Source organism: Massilia sp. CFBP 13721 (assembly GCF_014842025.1).
In the GTDB taxonomy this organism is placed as follows: Bacteria; Pseudomonadota; Gammaproteobacteria; order Burkholderiales; family Burkholderiaceae_D; genus Telluria.
Map to the genome: position 1 here is coordinate 55652 of NZ_JACYUY010000025.1, position 16660 is coordinate 72311.

The following is a 16660-nucleotide window of genomic DNA, read 5'->3' on the forward strand; positions in this document are numbered from 1 at the left end:
CGCTTCTTGCAGCCGCCCGCACTGCGCATAACCATGTCACCGATCCCGACCACCATCCTCACCGGCTTCCTTGGCGCCGGCAAGACCACCCTCCTCAACCGCATCCTGCGCGAGGAGCACGGCCTGCGCATTGCCGTCATCGAGAACGAATTCGGCGAAGAAAACATCGACAACGAAATCCTGGTTCAAGACAGCGGCGAACAGATCGTCGAAATGAACAATGGCTGCATTTGCTGCACCATCCGCGGCGATCTTGTCGTGGCCCTGAATAACCTGGCGCAAAAGCGCGAAGCGGGCGAGCTTCAGTTCGACCACGTCGTCATCGAAACGACGGGCTTGGCCAATCCCGGTCCGGTGGCCCAGACCTTCTTTGTCGACGAAGAAGTCGGCGCCTACTACATGCTCGACGCCGTGGTGACGGTGGTCGATGCACGCCATGCGATGGATCAGCTCGACCGCCACGAAGAAGCCCAGAGACAAGTCGGTTTTGCCGACAAGATGCTGCTCTCCAAACTGGACCTGGTCGATGCAGACCAGCTCGAAACGCTGAAAATGCGCTTGCGCCGCATTAACCCGCGCGCGCCGATCTCGACCTCCGACTTCGGCCGGGCGCCGATCGCCGAGGTGCTCGACCTGCGCGGTTTCAATTTGAACGACAAGCTCGAACTGGACCCGGACTTCCTGCTCGCCGAGGAACATGATCATGACCATCCCGATCACGTCCACACCGACGCCTGCAAGCACGATCACGGCCATGATCACCATCGCGCCCATCACAGCGACGACATCGCCGCCTTCGTCTTCAAATCCGAGCGCGCCTTCGATCCGGAACGGCTCGACCAGTTCCTCGGCAGCATGGTGCAAGTCTTTGGACCGAGCATGCTGCGCTACAAGGGCGTACTGTCGATGGCGGGCGCCGAGCGCAAGGTTGTCTTCCAGGGCGTGCATCAAATCATGGGCAGCGACCTGGGGGCAAAGTGGGGGCTTGACGAAGCGCGTGGCAGCAAAATGGTTTTTATTGGTAAAAATTTACCGAAAGACGTATTTATCCGCGGTTTGGAACAATGTTTGGTATAAACTATCCCGGTTTAGCAGTACCGGTCGCGCCCGTGGCAAGACACGGCAGGTATTGATGATGGACCGCTGTCCTCCCGGACAGCGAGGACGGCGGATCGTACGGGCCGTCATGGCAGCAGCAAGGGCGCGCACCCTTGAGTTCGGGGTGCTACGGCTGAGCTAGCTGATAAAATGAAAACCTCTGTCGTATCGAAGGTAAGTGAAGTCATGACTAAAACAACGAAACCGAATGCCGCTCAGGCCGAAGACCGACTCTTGACGGAAGAAGAAATTCGGGCGATGGGCGAAGAGGACTACATGAACCCGGCCCAGCTCGCGTTCTTCAAGGACCGCCTGCAGCAGCTCGAGAAGGAACTGCTGAAAAATGCCGGCGAGACTACCGAGCACCTGCGCGAGACCGTGCTGGTTCCCGATCCGGCCGACCGCGCCACCATCGAGGAAGAACACGCCCTCGAACTGCGCACCCGCGACCGCGAACGCAAGCTGCTCAAAAAAGTGCAGCAATCGCTGGCCGCCATCGACGGTGGCGACTATGGCTGGTGCGAAGAAACCGGCGAGCCGATTGGCATTCCGCGCCTGATCGCACGCCCGACCGCCACGCTGTCCCTGGAAGCCCAGCAGCGCCGCGAACTGAAGCAAAAGCTCTACGGCGACTAATTTACTTTTTTAGTTCCCTGCAAAAAGCATGCGCCTGTCGCATGCTTTTTTGTTTTCTACCTTGTTGCCCCCTCCGTGCGGTTAGAAACTTTCCCATGAGATACACTGATGCTAACCCGCACAGGCTTTGCGCGGGCGCACGTGTGCGCAGGACGCCGCGCGCGGCGCCATGCTACCGTCATGGCTGAGCGCCGCGGCTGCCGCTGCGCCGCATGATTGACAGGGATGACGTGGGCATATTTTCCTTCCTCAAGAAAAAACCCGACCCGGCGGCGCTGCCGGCGGCACCGCTGCGCCCCGACGGAGCGGCGCGCCCGTCGCCCGAGGCCGAGCGCGAGGCCGAGCGCGCGCGCCAGCGCGACGTCGCGCGTGCCACCGCCGCCAAGATCGACGCCATCGAACTGGCGATGACCACCGATTTCTTCGATGACGCCGAAGCGCGCTGGGGCCATACCCGGCGTGCCCCCGCCGCCGCTGCTGGCGCTGCTGGCGCTGCTGCCGCGCATGATAAACCCGGCGACGCCGAATTCGCCACCCTGGCCGACCAGCCCGATGCCGCCGCGGCGCCGGCCAGCGCCCCGGTAGTCGAAGAAAGCGCGATCCTGTACGCCAACGGCCAGGGTGCGCTTGCCGAGCAAATGTTGCAGGAGTGCCTGCGCGAACTGGGCCGCACTGAACGCCAGCCCTGGTGGATGCTGTTCGACCTGTACCAGGCCGAAGGCCGCGAGCGCGACTTCGACAGCGTCGCGATCGATTACGCGAGTCACTTCGAAACCTCGCCGCCGGCCTACGTCGACCGCTCGCCGCCCGCTGCTGCGCAAGGCGCTACGCACGGTAGCTACTCTGGTGTCGCACCGGCCGCGCGTTTGACCGGCACCCTCGGCGCCGACGCCGTGTTGCGCCTGCACGCGCTGTGCGCAAGCGGCGGCGCGCCGGTGCGCATCGACGTCGCCGCCGTCAGCGGCATCACCGGCGAGGGCTGCGCGGCCCTGCTGGCCGCGTTGCAAGACTTGCGCGCGGCCAGGCGCGAAATCGTGCTGGTGGGCGCCGATACCTTATTGGGGCTGCTACGGCCGATGCTGGCCATCGGCGAGCGCAGCGGCGGGGAAGCGCCCTGGCTGCTGCTGCTCGAACTGCTGCAATTGTCAGGACGCGAAAAGGATTTCGAAGAAACGGCAATGGATTATTGTGTCACCTTCGAGGTATCGCCCCCCTCGTTCGAAACCCTGCCCGGAGGCGGCAGCACGCCGCCGCCGAGTGCTGTTCCCATGGCCTCCGACCAGCGCTTCCTGCTCCCCGCCGTCGTCGACGGCGATATCGGCAACTTGCTGGCGGCGATCGCATCGTATGCGGCCGCAGATCCCGCCGCGCCAATCGTGCTCGACTGCACACGGCTGGTGCGCATCGGTTTTGGCGCCGCTAGCCAGTTACATACCACCTTGCAGCGGCTGGCTGCCGACGAACGCCGCATCGAATTGCGCGAACTGAACCACCTGGTAACGGCGCTGCTGCGTTTATTGAACTATCAAGACTGCGCGCGCCTGTACGCGCACAAATATTGAGCATCTGCATACCTTACTGCCGCGTTACCGCCCCACTGTCTTGCAATTTTGTGCAACACCCCCACTTGCGGAGGGCTAGTTAATCATGAGGCAGATATGGAACAATTTCACGGCACCACCATTGTGAGCGTGCGCCGCGGCGAGAAAGTCGCCCTCGGCGGCGACGGTCAGGTTACCCTGGGCAACGTCGTCATGAAGGGCTCGGCTCGCAAGGTGCGCAAACTCTATCAAGGCAAAGTCCTGTGCGGCTTCGCCGGCGCCACCGCCGACGCATTTACCCTGCTCGACCGCTTCGAAGCGAAACTGGAAAAGCACCAGGGCAACCTGCTGCGTTCCTCGGTGGAACTGGCCAAGGATTGGCGCACCGACCGCATGCTGAGCAAGCTCGAGGCAATGCTGCTGGTAGCCGACAAGGAAGTGACCTTGATCATCACGGGCAATGGCGATGTGCTCGAACCCGAAGACGGCATCGGCGCGATCGGCTCTGGCGGCATCTATGCCCAGTCCGCGGCCAAGGCGCTACAGGAAAACACGGAACTGCCGCCGAGCGAGGTCGTGAAAAAAGCGCTGACCATCGCCGGCGAACTGTGTATCTACACCAATCTGTCCCACATCATCGAAACGCTGGACTGACCGGCGCGCATACCATGAACATGACTCCCCTCGAAATCGTCTCGGAACTGGACAAGCACGTCGTCGGCCAGGGCAAGGCCAAGCGCGCCGTCGCCATTGCCCTGCGCAACCGCTGGCGCCGCCAGCAGGTCGACGAACCCCTGCGCCACGAGATCACCCCGAAAAACATCCTCATGATCGGCCCGACCGGCGTCGGCAAGACGGAAATCGCGCGCCGCCTGGCCAAGCTGGCGGACGCTCCTTTCATTAAAATCGAAGCGACCAAATTCACCGAGGTCGGCTATGTCGGGCGCGACGTCGACACCATCATCCGCGACCTGATCGACATCGGCGTGAAACAGACCCGCGCCAGCGAAATGAAAAAGGTGAAACAACGCGCCGAGGACGCGGCTGAAGACCGCATCATCGACATCCTGGTGCCGCCGGCGCGCGACTTCGGTTTCAACGTCAGCGCCGCCGCCGAAGCGAAAGAAGGAGATAGCACGCGTCAGACGTTCCGTAAACGCCTGCGCGAGGGCGCGCTCGACGACCGCGAGGTTGAAATCGAGGTAGCGGACGCTGCGCCGCAGATGGAAATCATGGCCCCGCCCGGCATGGAAGAAATGACGGAGCAGATCAAGTCGATGTTCGCCGGCGTCGGCAACACGCGCAAGAAGGCGCGCAAGATGAAGATCAGGGAAGCGATGAAGGTGCTGGCCGAGGAAGAAGCGGCGCGCCTGATCAACGAAGACGAGATGAAGCAGAAGGCGATCCACAACGTCGAGAACAACGGCATCGTGTTCCTCGACGAGATCGACAAGATCGCGACGCGCTCCGAGCACGGCGGCGCCGACGTCTCGCGCGCGGGCGTGCAGCGCGATCTGCTGCCGCTGGTCGAGGGCACGACGGTGAACACGAAGTACGGCATGATCAAGACCGACCACATCCTGTTCATTGCTTCCGGTGCGTTTCACCTGGCTAAACCGTCGGACCTGATTCCCGAACTGCAGGGGCGTTTCCCGATCCGGGTCGAACTTGAATCGCTGTCGATCGACGATTTCAAACGCATTCTGACCAGCACCGACGCCTGCCTGACGACCCAGTACGAAGCCTTGCTCGGCACCGAAGGCGTGCAACTGACCTTCTCCGAAGACGGCATCCACCGCCTGGCCGAGATCGCATATGCCGTCAACGAACGTACTGAAAACATCGGCGCGCGCCGTTTATATACGGTGATGGAAAAGTTGCTCGAGGAAATCTCGTTCCACGCCAGCGACACGCAAGACAAGGCGATCACGATCGACGCTGCGTATGTCAACGAACGGCTCGACGTGCTGTCGGCCAACGAAGACTTGTCGCGGTATGTATTGTAATTCGGTGTTGTAATTGGCAAGGAGAGCACCATGGCAAACAAGGCACTCGCAACGCGCCAAAAAATGATGCTGCGCGCCATGCCGGCCCAGCAGATCGGCAAGCCGCGCAACCCGATCGCGGCCCTGGCCAAGGCGCGCTCGGCGGGTGCGCATGCCAAGCCGCTCTCGAATGAACGGCAAGCCAGTAAACGCTTGCTGAAAAAGGTGCCGCTGGTTCCCGAGGACGAGTAATAAACGGGGCAGGCGCCGTTCTGAATGGTACCTGCCCCGCCCTTGTCCGCCTCAAGCCGAGCGGCTTGACCAGTTACGGCTACTGGCCTCCTTCACATTTGCTGCTGTAATACGCCGCCTGGCCCTGGCTGCGCACCTTTTGCGACAGCGCGGCCGCTTCCATTGCCGCCGCCTTGACCGGGGCAAAGGCAGTCGCGTTCTTCATCAAGCCCATCAGGGTTTGTTCCGCCTCGGCCTTGCCCGCGAGCGCCAGGCCGAAGGTCGCCGACACGGCCAGTTCGGCCGCCAGCGTTTCCAGCTTCGGCGCGTCGACGCCGGCCACCGCCGCCTCGGCCGCCGCAATGGCCGAGCGCGGCACCGCCACGGTTTTCGCCGTTTCCTGGTCGCTGGCGACCTTGGTCAAAAAGTCGAGGGCAACCTGGCTTTCCGACTTGTTGATCAGGTCGCCCAAGTGGATCAGGGCGGCGTTCTTGGCATTGAACACGGTACGGTTGGCACGCGGGCTGTGCACGAAGTCGATCAGCGGCTGGACCGCCAGTTCGCTGCCGATGAAGCCGAGCGTGGTCACGATCTCGGGCAGGAATTCGTCATGCTTTTCCGGTTCGTTCATGAGCCATTCCAGCAGCACCCTGGCGTCGGCTTCGGTATATTGCGCCGCCGCCTGATAGGGAACGCCGGCGATCCAGTGCTGGGACACGAACTCGCGCACATCCTTCGGTGGCTGGATCGCCATGGCCAGCGCGCAGCTCGATGCCATGGGTGCGCCGGCGCTGACGGCCAGCGGGCCGGCCAGGAAGCTGGCCGACTCGGCGGCGTTAACCACGTTATGGTCGGCGCCGATGCTCGGATACATGACGGCCCGGAGGTCGTCGGTGCGGTGCGGCAGCCCTGTGTTGTGGCCATACTCGTGCACCCAGATCAGCCCCTCCTGGGCGGCGGTAAAACGCACGGCAGCCAGGTTGACCGTCGGGCTGCCGACCGGAGCGCAGCCGATGATCGAGCCGCCGGGACCACCGCACCAGCGAATGGCTTGCACGATCTTGATCCCCGTGCCGGCATTGAGCAGCGCCAGCAAGTCGGCCTCGGTCTGGATCGTCGCCGGTACGTTCGCCGGCAGCAGTTGGACGGCCCCGTTGCGTACGAACCGAACCGGGGTCGCCACGTCCGCCGGAGAATCGTCGCTCTGGAGGATGGTGCCCATGTCGCCCAGGATGCGGTCGGCCTCGGCATCGCTCAAGGCGACGGTACTGTGGCGCTGCACGGTGACTTGCACCGTCCGGATTGGCGGCGGCGGCGGTGGCGCATCGGCGGGATTGATCACCAGGTAATCGACGTACAAGGGCAGATCCGCGGCCCATTCGATATTCACCCAGATATCGACGCCGCCGGCGCGCGGGGCCACGTTGTGGAGGGTAAACCGCGCGCCCCCGACAAATTTGCCGGCATCCGTCCCGCCGCCGACACCTTCGGCGATCGACACGAACACGCGCGAGCGCGGATTGACGTCGCTCCAGTTGAGCCGCAGCGTCCACTGGCCACGGCGCGGCCCCCAGTCATGACGGTAAGTAAAACCAGTCCCGCTGAGTTCGGGCTGGGGTGAAGCCGCACCGTACAGCGGCTGTACCGCGGCTTGCTGCACCTCATGGCGCGCGTCCGCAAAGGCGGCCGGAATGGCCGAGGAAATATTTTCAGGTGTTTGCAGCTGATTGTTTGACATGACCCTCTCCTTGTACACGCCGTTAAGCGATGGTGTCCGTGAAGCGCCAGTCGGCGAAGGGATCATCTCTGCAGAAACCTGAACAGATCAGCTCGCCATAACCGGACCTCTGAGAGCCTAATTCAAGTTTTTTACGGCTGAGCTCGTTTACATCAAACGGTTGTGGAAGGGTAAAGCGGCTGGAGGTTGAATTTTCTCAGCACCTTCAATATGCAGACCTTGGGGAAATTCCATTGCCTGAGGCGTATTCCTAGCGTTAATTGGAGGTTTGCCGCAGTAGCGGATGCGCGCCATCTTGCTGCTTTGACCATTCGCCTGTACATTGGTCGCCGCCCATTGTCGAGTACAGGAATTCCATGAGCTCACCCGAGCTGATCGTCGAGGTGCTGCGCGCCGAGCTGCGTGCAGCCAATTTGACCTATAAAACGTTGGCCGAACGCATTGACATGAGCGAGTCGAGCGTCAAGCGCATGTTCGGCCAGAAGGACATGCCGCTGTCGCGCCTGGCGCAAATCTGCCAGGCCGCCGGCATCGCCTTCGAAGACGTGTTGCGCGGCGCGACCGATGCGCGGGCCCAGCCTGATGCGCTGACCTTACCTCAAGAAACGGCGCTGGTCGCCAAGCCGCGCCTGCTGCTGGTGGCGATTTGCTGCCTCGGCTACTGGAACATGGAGCAGATCGTCGAGACCTATCGCCTGACCGACGCTGAATGCATCGGCTGCCTGGCCGAACTCGACCGCTTGGGGATCATCGAACTGCGCCCGTTGAACCGCTACACGCTGCGCGTCTCGAACGCTTTTCACTGGCTGCCGGATGGACCGGTGCAGCATTATTTCCGCGAGCAGATCGTGCCGGATTATTTTGCCGGCCGCTTCGATGGCGCCGGCGAAACACTGATGTGCCTGCCTGCGCGGCTGTCCGCCAGCAGCGCGGCCGAGCTGGCGCAGAAAATCCATCAGCTGGCGGGAGAATTGACGCGGATGCACCGCAACGACCGGCGCCTGCCGGCGGACGAGCGCGAAGGGATGACCTTGCTGGTGGGCTTCAGGTCGTGGGAATTTGCGGCGTTTACGAAGTTGCGGCGCTAAGACACGGCTCAACGCTGCTCACCAGGGGTCAAGGCGCATGTGCCCGCTACTTGATGCCGGTCATGCATGAGTACGTTGAACGCGTGGGCGGCGCATGTGCCGCGTCGAGCTCGCGCGGTGTGGTGGAGCCGACCACCCTACATCATTGCTGCTAGCGTGCGACCGGCTGGTCGCCGCTGACCGGGCTGCCCATGGTGCGCGTCGGCGGCGGCATTTGCGGCTGGTTCGGCGGCGGGGCGGCGTCGGGCGGCGGGCTCTCCTGGGGCGGCTCCTGGTCTTGCGGCACTACCGGGTTGACCTCGCCTGGCGGCGGCTGGGCCTGGACGGCGCCGGGGGCCGTTTGCGGCTCGCCCGGCGGCATGGCGCCGGCCGGGGCGACCATCTGCTGCGCCGGCATGGCCATCGGCGCCGCGGCACCGCCCGACAGGGGAATCGCCGGTTTGGTGTCGGCGGCAAGGTCGATGCGCTTCATGACACCGCCTTCGGAGAGCATCACGTAGCGCGCATGCACTTCACTGATGCTGACCCCGGGCGCGAGTTCACGGCCCACCTTCAGCGCTTTCGGCGGCTGGCCGTCGGCGACGATGATCGCGACGCTGTCGCGTCCGGCGGCAACGATGCCGGTCAGCTGGTAGTTGGTGGCGACGTTCGCCACCGGCTGGCCGCCGAACAGGGTGGCGGCGGCATCGGGCGATGGTTCGGGCAGGCTGGCGGCCGCGGCGGCGGCGATCGGCCGCTGCTGCGGTTTATACAGCTGCATGCCCCAGTAGGTAGCGGAGACCGCCAGGAACACCAGGGCAAGCAGGGTAAATAGGAGAGGCAGACGCTTCATCGGTTTCCTTGTTAGCGCACCAGCTGGTTGATTTCAATGATCGGCATCAGGACCGCCAGCACGATCAGCAGCACCACCAGGCCCATGGCTAGGATCAGCACCGGCTCGAGCAGGCCGGCAATGGTCAGCGTACGGCGTTCGAGGTCGGCCTGCTGCGAATTGGCGGCCCGCTCCAGCATCGCCGGCAATTCTCCGGTGATTTCTCCGGCGCGGATCATGTGCACCAGCATCGGCGGAAAATGTTTTTGCACGGACAGCGCGCGCGCCAGGCTGATGCCTTCGCGCACGCTGGCAGTGGCCTGTTCGACCAGGTCGCGCATGGCGACGTTCGACAGGGTGTCGCGGCTGGTGTCGAGCGCGCGCAGGATCGGCACGCCGGAACCGGTGGTAATGGCCAGCGTGCTGGCAAAGCGCGCCGTGTTCAGGCTGCGCTCGAACTTGCCGTACACGGGCGCCGTCAGCAGCCAGGTATGCCAGCGCAGTTTCAAGGCCGGGTTCAACAGCGCGCGGCGCCAGGCGAACCAGGCGGCCACCAGCGCCACGCCGAGCAGGATGCCCCAGGCGCGCATGAAATCGGAAACGGCCAGCATCATGACCGTCAGCAGCGGCAGCTTTTGCTTGGTGTTGGCAAACACGGACACGATCTGCGGCACCACATAGGTGAGCAGGAAGATGACGATGGCGAACGCGACCACGGTAACGATGGCCGGATACGTGAACGCCAGGCGCACCTTCTGCACCAGCGAATTGCGGCGCTCGATGTAGTCGGCCAGGCGCGACAGTACACGGGCCAGCTGGCCGATCTGCTCGCCGGACGAAACCAGCCCGCGATAAATCTGGTCGAAGTCGCGTGGATGGTGCGACAGTGCATCCGAGAACGAAATGCCGCCCATGACTTCGGCGCGGATCGAGGCGATCAAATCGCGCAAATACGGCTTTTCGGCCTGTTCCAGCAAGGCGGTGAATGCCTGTTCCAGCGGCAGCCCGGCTTCCAGCAAGCTGGCCATCTGGCGCGTGAACAGCGCCAGTTCCACCGACGAGAGGCGTTCGCCGAAACCGCGCGAGCGGGTGGCGCCACTGGCGTCGACCTGGGCGGCGATGGCCTCGACGTTCAGCGGCGTCAGTCCCTGCACGCGCAGGTCAGCACGCGCCGCACGCGGGCTGTCGGCATTGACCACGCCTTTACGGGTGGCGCCGCCGGCATCGACGGCTTCGTAACGGAATGCCGGCACTTAGTTCATCTCCATGTTCAATCCTTGGTCACGCGCAGCAATTCTGCTTGCGTGGTGGTGCCGTCGCGCAGCCAGCGTTCGCCGTCTTCACGCATGGTGCGCATGCCGCTGTGCTGGGCGGCCTTGCGGATCTCGGCCTCCGAGGCCTGGTTGTGGATCTGGGCACGAATACCCTCGTCCGTTTCCAGCAGTTCGTAGACGCCGACGCGGCCCTGGTAGCCGGTATGGCCGCAGCGCTCGCAACCGACCGCATGCCAGTGCGTGCCGTCGCTCTTCTTACATTGCGGACACAGTTTGCGCACCAGGCGCTGGGCCATCACGCCCAGCAGCGATGAGGACAGCAGGAACGGTTCGATGCCCATGTCAAGCAGGCGGGTAACGGCGGCGGCGGCATCGTTGGTGTGCAGCGTCGCCAGCACCAGGTGGCCGGTGAGCGATGCCTGCACGGCAATCTGCGCCGTTTCCAGGTCGCGAATCTCGCCGATCATGATCACGTCCGGGTCCTGACGCAGGATCGCGCGCAGGGCCTTGGCAAAGGTCATGTCGATGCGCGCATTGACCTGGGTCTGGCCGACGCCGGTCAGGTCGTACTCGACCGGGTCTTCCACCGTCATGATGTTGGTGGTCGAGGCATTCAAACGCGACAGCGCCGCGTACAGGGTCGTGGTTTTACCGGAACCGGTCGGGCCGGTGACGAGCACGATGCCGTGCGGCTGGTTGATCAATTTGTCGAACTGCGGCAGCAGGTCAGGGCTCATGCCGAGATGGGACAGGTCGAGCCGGCCGGCTTCCTTGTCGAGCAGACGCAGCACGGCGCGTTCGCCATGCCCGGTCGGCAAGGTCGACACGCGCACGTCGACCGGCTTGCCGCCCACGCGCAGCGTGATGCGGCCATCCTGCGGCAGGCGTTTTTCGGCGATGTCGAGTTGCGACATGATCTTGATACGCGAGATGAGCGAAGCGTGGATGCCTTTACGGGGCCGCACGATGTCGCGCAGGGCGCCATCGATGCGAAAACGTACGACCGAAGTTTGCTCGAAAGGTTCGATGTGGATGTCGGATGCCCCTTCGCGCAGCGATTGCGTCAGCAGCGCATTGATCATGCGGATCACTGGGGCATCGTCGGACGATTCGAGCAAGTCTTCGATCGCCGGCACGTCCTGCAGCAGGCGCGTCAGGTCGAGGTCGGCGTCGAATTCGTCGGCGACCTGGTTGGCGTCGCCGCCGGCCGACGCATAGGCGGCTGCAATCGCATCGTCGAGCTCGCCACGTTCCATGCGGCGCAGGGCAATGCGTCCGAACCGGCGCGACACTTCGGCAATGGCGGCGGGCTTGGTCGCACTCGACACCAGCACTTCCACGCTTTGTCCCGCGCTTTGCCCCGTACTGAGGCCAGCGGCGTCGCCGGTACGCGCCAACACCCCATGGTCGCGGGCGAAGGCATAAGGCAACAAATTGGTCATGATCGGATCACTTCTGGTTCGACGGCTGTACCGGACGGAATTCCGGCACCGGCGCCTGATACGGTTGGGTCGATTGCGGCGCGGCCGGCTGGCTGACACCGGGGCCGGTGGCGGCGCCCGGACGCACTGGCGGCGGAGCCGGCGGCGGCATCGTCGCAAAGGTGCCGCCGGCCGGCGGCTGGCCATTGATCAGGGGCGGCAATTCGGGCGCGCCCAGGTTGCGCAGCAGGACGGTGTCGTCTTGCGGACGGGTGGTTGCGCCCAGCGCGCGCATGTATTCGTAGCGGTCGAGCGAGATGCTGTTGTTCTGCTCCTTGCTGCGTACCACGACCGGACGCAGGAAGACCATCAAATTGGTTTTTTCGCGCGTGCGGGTACGGTATTTGAAGAGGTTGCCGACGACCGGGATGTCGCCCAGGCCGCGCACCTTTTCTTGCTGGTGGTTTTCGTTATCTGAAATCAAGCCACCAAGCACGATGATCTGGCCGTCGTCGGCCAGAATATTGCTTTCGATCGCGCGCAAGGTGGTCACGATGCCCTCCGGCCGCTCCAGCGTGTTGTCGATGTCGGAATTCTCATGGTAGATCGACAGTTTAATGACGCCACCCTCGGAAATCTGCGGACGCACCTTCATCAGCAGGCCGATGTCCTTGCGGTCGACCGTCTGGAACGGGTTGTTCGAGCCATTCGTTCCGGTCGTAAACGAACCGGTCAGGATCGGGATATTCCGGCCCACCTTGATGGTCGCCAGCTCGTTGTCGAGGGTGATCATGTTCGGTGTCGACAAGATGTTGGCGGCGCCCTCGTTTTCAAGGGCGCTGGCGACCGCGCCCAGGCCCAGCTCGCCGTTGATCTGTTTAAAGATGCCCAGCGTCAGGCCCGGCAGCGAGGGCACGCCGCTTTCCCCGGTGACGCCGGCACGCGCGGCGGCGGCCAGGTTGACGATGTTGTTGCTGGCGCCCGAGTTGAACGACTGGATGCCGCCGATGCGGTATTTGCTGGTGTCGCTACCTGACAAACCGAGCCACTGGACGCCGAATTCGGCCGCCTTGCTTGCGTTCATCTCGACCACCATCGCCTCGATGTACACCTGGGCGCGGCGCACGTCGAGCTGGTCGATGACGCCGCGCAGGTTGCGGTAGATCGCGTCCGGCGCGGTGATGATCAGGCTATTGGTCGAAGCATCGGCCTGGATGAAACCGGATCCCGCGCCGCCGCCGGCGCCGCCCGCGGTCGCCTGGCCTTGCTGGCTGTAGTTGCTGCTGCTGCCGCCGGCGCCGATCCCGCCTTGCTGGCCCTGCTGGCTGCCGAGACCGCCGCTGCCGGTGTTGGCGCCGCCCTGGGAGCCGGCCTGGATCGAGCCGCCGGCCGTGCCCTGCTGCTGCACCGGCACCGCCGAGGCATCCTGCGAGACCACGGCGCGCAGCGTCTGCGCCACCTTGCTGGCGTCGGCATTCTTCAGGTAGACAACGTGGATATTGCCCTTCTCCGTGGTCGCCTGGTCGAGCTTGGCGATCAGCGACTTGGCCAGGTTGGCGCGCGCCTGCGAGGGCGCGCGCACGACCACGGAATTGGTACGCGCATCGGCCAGGATGGTGACGCGGCCGGAATCGCCGCCGGCGGCCGGTTCCATCAGGCGCGAAACGAGCGTGGCGATGTCGCTGGCGATGCCGTTCCGGATCGGCACCACGTCGAGGTCGGCCGCCACCGGCGCGTCGAGCGCGGCGATGATGCGCGCCAGGCGGCGCAGGTTGTCGGCGTAGTCGGTAATGACCAGGCTATTGTTGCCTGGATTGGCCATGATCGAATTGTTCGGCGAGATCAGCGGGCGCAGCACGGCCGTCAGGTTGGCAGCCGATTCGTACGACAAGTGGAAAATTTGCGTGGCGATCTGGTCACCCTGTACGCGGGTGCCGCGTTTACCCACCTGGGTCGGCGAGGATTGCAGCTTCGCTTCGGCTTCAGGCACCACCTTGGCGTAACCCTCGCCGGTGGTGACGACCGCAAAGCCCTGCAGGCGCAGCGCCGAGGTCAGCAAGCCAAAGGCCTGGCTCTTGGTCAGCGACTTTTCCGACACCAGGGTCAGCGTGCCCTTTACACGCGGGTCGATGATGAAGGTCATGCCGGTGTAATGGCCGACGGCCTTGATGACCGACTCGATGTCGGCGTTCACGAAACTGAGGGCGGCGGAATTTTCCTGGGCCAGGGCGGGCGGCATCGTGGTCGCCATCGCGCAGCACAGCATGACGCCGGCAACGATGCGGCGCAAAGCAGGTAATTCGGAGGTGCTACGGAAGGATGTTTTCATTATCTGAACTCTAATGCGATTATGTTTTTACCGTTCACCATGCGGCGCTGGCCGAGGAGATTGAGCATGTTGCCCAAGGTTTCCTCGTAGCCATCGGCGGCCGACGCTTGCCCTGAAAAGCGCAGGCGCCCATTTTGCAACGTCCCATTTCCCGACAACAGCAAAGCGCCGCGCACCGTGCGCAGCACCAGGTCGGCTTGCTGGCCGCGCCAGTCCATCATCATCTCGTAGCTGCCCAGCGGCTTGACGGGCGCCATACGCGAGCCCATATCGCTCATCGACAGGGTCGTGCGTCCGGTTACCGCCACGCTGTTGGGCAGGCGCGCCAGGTCGAGGCGGTTCCAGGAAAGCCGGATCACGCCCGACGGCACCAGCGTATTCAGGGGTGCGCCCAGTCCGGCCAGTCCCTCGGCCGGCAACAGCAATTGTCCTTCGCTCACCTGCCACTGCGACCAGCTGCCGGTGACCTGTACCGGTCCTGCCAGCGCCAGCGGATTCTCGAGCGCCATGTCGACGCGCCCGACCAGCACCAATGGGGACAATCGCCACGTAAAGCGTCCCGGCAACAGCGGCGTCACCGAGCCGCCCAGGCCCGGCGCCCCGCCCACAAAGGCTGAGCCGCTCCAGAGCGTACCCTGCGCATCCCCGAGAGTCAAACGACCGCCGGTCTGGCGCTCGACCATCGTGCCGAGCCAGCTCGCGGGCAGGAAGGCGCACACCGTCAGCGCGATCGCCAGGGCGACCACGACCAGCCAACCGATACCGCGCCTCATCGGGCGCCGGTCCCGTTATCCTGGCGCAGCGTCAGGTTGGCGTCGACTTGCCCGACCGGATCTTGCGCGGTAAAACTGCCTTCCTGTACGGCGATGCGATTCTCGCGGCGCTGGGCGTCGAGCCAGGACACCAGGTTGGCGAACGACACCCCGGTGACCTGCAAGCGCGCGAACTCGCCGGTCAGCGTGAGCGACCCGGGGGTGATGCTGCGCGCAGCCAGGCTTGCCATCAGGCTTTCGCGCGTCATGGGCGACACCGGCACCGGCGCCTGCCCCGCCAGCGCACGCGCCTGGTCGGCCATGCTGGCGAGCTGGGCGGCCTGCTGGCGCAGTTCGGGGAGCGAGCGCTGCAGCCGCGCGCGGCCCTCGACCGCCGGCTCGACCAGGCCCATGTACACCAGCGCCAGCAAGACGACGGCGAAGCCGGCCCCCAGGTAACGGCGTTCCTGTTCGGTGCGTGCGATCCAATACCCGGTGGCGCGTTCGCGCACCCGGCCGTAGCTGCTGACCAGACTCATGGCTTGGCTCCCGTGCTGCGCACCAGCCAGTTATCGGGTGCGGCTGCTTCCAGTGACAAACTGCGCGCGGACAACGCCGCTTGCAGCTGGCGCAACGCGGTGGGGTCGACCGTTTCCGGTTTGACCCGCACCCGCAGCGTCCGTTCCTTGTATTCGATTGAGTTAATTCCGGGCGGACGCATCAATTCGCGGCTTGCGTCGCCCAGCGCCCCAGCCAGGTAGATGAATTCGTCGGCGCCGATCTGGCCGCTGCCGGCCTGGGCGCGTGCGATGCCTTGGCGCATTTGCGCCACTGGATCGACCATCGGCTGGTTCGGATACACCGACTGGAAGGTTTGCGCCATCTGCTGGCGCACGGCCGCCGCTTCGCCGCGCAGGCGTAGCCATTCGATGTTGATGCCGGCCAGGTTGACGACGACCGCGAGAAAGGCGAGGGCGATCGGCACGCGCCAGCGGCGCCAGTCGGTCTGGCGCGCACCGGCGCTGCCCAGGCCCGGCACCAGGTCGAAGTTGATGCTCCTGGCGCCGGCGACCCAATGGGCCCAGTCATCGGCCTCGAGCACCGTGCCGGGGCCGGCCTCGGCCAGCAGCACGCCGTATTCTCCCAGCTGCTCGCGCGGCAGGTACAAGGTCAGCGGCGCGTCGCCTGCCAGCGCACGCGCCGTCTGCAGGGCGCTGGCCGGATTGGCGTCCAGCGCCAGGCCAAGGCCGCCGAATTGCTCCTGGCGCAGCAGCAATTCGCCGCCGTTCAGGGCGGCGCTGACGCCGCCCGGCTGCAGGGGCAGGCACAGCTGCGCCGGCACCGCCGTCACCGCGCGCGCGCCCTGCGCCAGCAGGGTCCGCACCAGCGGCTCGAGCCAGTCGCGCGCCACCACCGCAACCGGCCGCACGCCCTCGCCCGTGGGCGGACCGGCGACCAGGACGCAATCGGCCGGGTCGCCGAGGATGTGTTCTTCGACCAGGCCCGGCAACGCAGCGCGCAGGCGCGCACCGGTCAGCGGCGGCATCCGCAGCGACAGCAGGTTGACGTCGGTGCCGGCCAGCAGCAGCACCACGCGGCGGTTGGCGACGACGTCGGTGAGCGTGCGCAGCGCGCCTTCTCCCTGCTGTTCGATGGTGCCGCCGTCGCCGACGACGGCAAAGCGGCATGGCGCGCCCTCTCCTTCTGCGCGCGCCGGATGCCGGATATAAAGTGTAGTCAAACCGTCTCGCTTTCT

At 64.7% G+C, this 16660-nt stretch carries 15 protein-coding genes; 7 read left to right on the forward strand and 8 right to left on the reverse strand.

The window, feature by feature from the left end; all coding sequences use genetic code 11:
• Positions 1–33: 33 nt before the first annotated feature.
• The 6 genes from IFT60_RS20695 (at position 34) to IFT60_RS20720 (ending at position 5512) form a co-directional block, all read left to right on the forward strand.
• Positions 34–1077 (forward strand): CobW family GTP-binding protein, encoded by a 1044-nt coding sequence (locus tag IFT60_RS20695; RefSeq protein ID WP_192055190.1) that lies wholly within the window; start codon positions 34–36, stop codon positions 1075–1077.
• 207 nt (positions 1078–1284) lie between these two features.
• Positions 1285–1734, forward strand: a complete 450-nt coding sequence (gene dksA / locus IFT60_RS20700; RefSeq protein ID WP_056342667.1) for an RNA polymerase-binding protein DksA — start codon at positions 1285–1287, stop codon at positions 1732–1734.
• 230 nt (positions 1735–1964) lie between these two features.
• Positions 1965–3296 (forward strand): hypothetical protein, encoded by a 1332-nt coding sequence (locus IFT60_RS20705; RefSeq protein WP_192088044.1) that lies wholly within the window; start codon positions 1965–1967, stop codon positions 3294–3296.
• 96 nt (positions 3297–3392) lie between these two features.
• Complete coding sequence (gene hslV / locus IFT60_RS20710) at positions 3393–3929, forward strand: ATP-dependent protease subunit HslV (RefSeq protein WP_192055194.1); 537 nt, start codon at positions 3393–3395, stop codon at positions 3927–3929.
• A 14-nt stretch (positions 3930–3943) separates the two neighbouring features.
• A complete protein-coding gene (hslU, locus tag IFT60_RS20715) occupies positions 3944–5281 on the forward strand; it encodes an ATP-dependent protease ATPase subunit HslU (RefSeq protein ID WP_192055197.1) in 1338 nt (445 codons plus the stop codon).
• 30 nt (positions 5282–5311) lie between these two features.
• A complete protein-coding gene (locus IFT60_RS20720) occupies positions 5312–5512 on the forward strand; it encodes a hypothetical protein (RefSeq protein ID WP_192055199.1) in 201 nt (66 codons plus the stop codon).
• 79 nt (positions 5513–5591) lie between these two features.
• Here IFT60_RS20720 and IFT60_RS20725 read toward each other — a convergent pair whose 3' ends face one another.
• A complete protein-coding gene (locus tag IFT60_RS20725; protein ID WP_192055201.1) occupies positions 5592–7229 on the reverse strand; it encodes a hypothetical protein in 1638 nt (545 codons plus the stop codon).
• Between the two features lie 356 nt (positions 7230–7585).
• Here IFT60_RS20725 and IFT60_RS20730 point away from each other — a divergent pair, with 356 nt between their 5' ends.
• Positions 7586–8317 carry a helix-turn-helix domain-containing protein gene (locus IFT60_RS20730; RefSeq protein WP_192055203.1) on the forward strand — a complete coding sequence of 244 codons (732 nt, stop codon included), beginning with the start codon at positions 7586–7588 and terminating at the stop codon, positions 8315–8317.
• 151 nt (positions 8318–8468) lie between these two features.
• Here IFT60_RS20730 and IFT60_RS20735 read toward each other — a convergent pair whose 3' ends face one another.
• Genes IFT60_RS20735 through gspL form a run of 7 tightly spaced genes read right to left on the reverse strand, consistent with a single transcriptional unit; the run spans position 8469 to position 16645 of the window.
• Positions 8469–9149, reverse strand: a complete 681-nt coding sequence (locus IFT60_RS20735; RefSeq protein WP_192055206.1) for a type II secretion system protein N — start codon at positions 9147–9149, stop codon at positions 8469–8471.
• A gap of 11 nt (positions 9150–9160) precedes the next feature.
• Positions 9161–10381, reverse strand: a complete 1221-nt coding sequence (gene gspF, locus IFT60_RS20740; protein WP_192055208.1) for a type II secretion system inner membrane protein GspF — start codon at positions 10379–10381, stop codon at positions 9161–9163.
• 17 nt (positions 10382–10398) lie between these two features.
• Positions 10399–11844: a type II secretion system ATPase GspE gene (gspE, locus tag IFT60_RS20745; RefSeq protein ID WP_192055211.1), complete on the reverse strand. Its 1446-nt coding sequence runs from the start codon at positions 11842–11844 to the stop codon at positions 10399–10401.
• 7 nt (positions 11845–11851) lie between these two features.
• Entirely contained in the window at positions 11852–14152 is a 2301-nt protein-coding gene (gene gspD / locus IFT60_RS20750) for a type II secretion system secretin GspD (RefSeq protein ID WP_192055213.1), read from the reverse strand.
• Complete coding sequence (gene gspN, locus IFT60_RS20755; RefSeq protein ID WP_192055215.1) at positions 14152–14925, reverse strand: type II secretion system protein N; 774 nt, start codon at positions 14923–14925, stop codon at positions 14152–14154. Before gspN ends, gspD begins: the two co-directional genes overlap by 1 nt.
• Positions 14922–15443: a type II secretion system protein M gene (locus tag IFT60_RS20760; protein ID WP_192055217.1), complete on the reverse strand. Its 522-nt coding sequence runs from the start codon at positions 15441–15443 to the stop codon at positions 14922–14924. Before IFT60_RS20760 ends, gspN begins: the two co-directional genes overlap by 4 nt.
• The gene (gene gspL, locus IFT60_RS20765) at positions 15440–16645 is read right to left on the reverse strand and encodes a type II secretion system protein GspL (RefSeq protein WP_192055219.1); all 1206 of its coding nucleotides are present in this window, start codon (positions 16643–16645) and stop codon (positions 15440–15442) included. Before gspL ends, IFT60_RS20760 begins: the two co-directional genes overlap by 4 nt.
• Positions 16646–16660 lie beyond the last annotated feature (15 nt).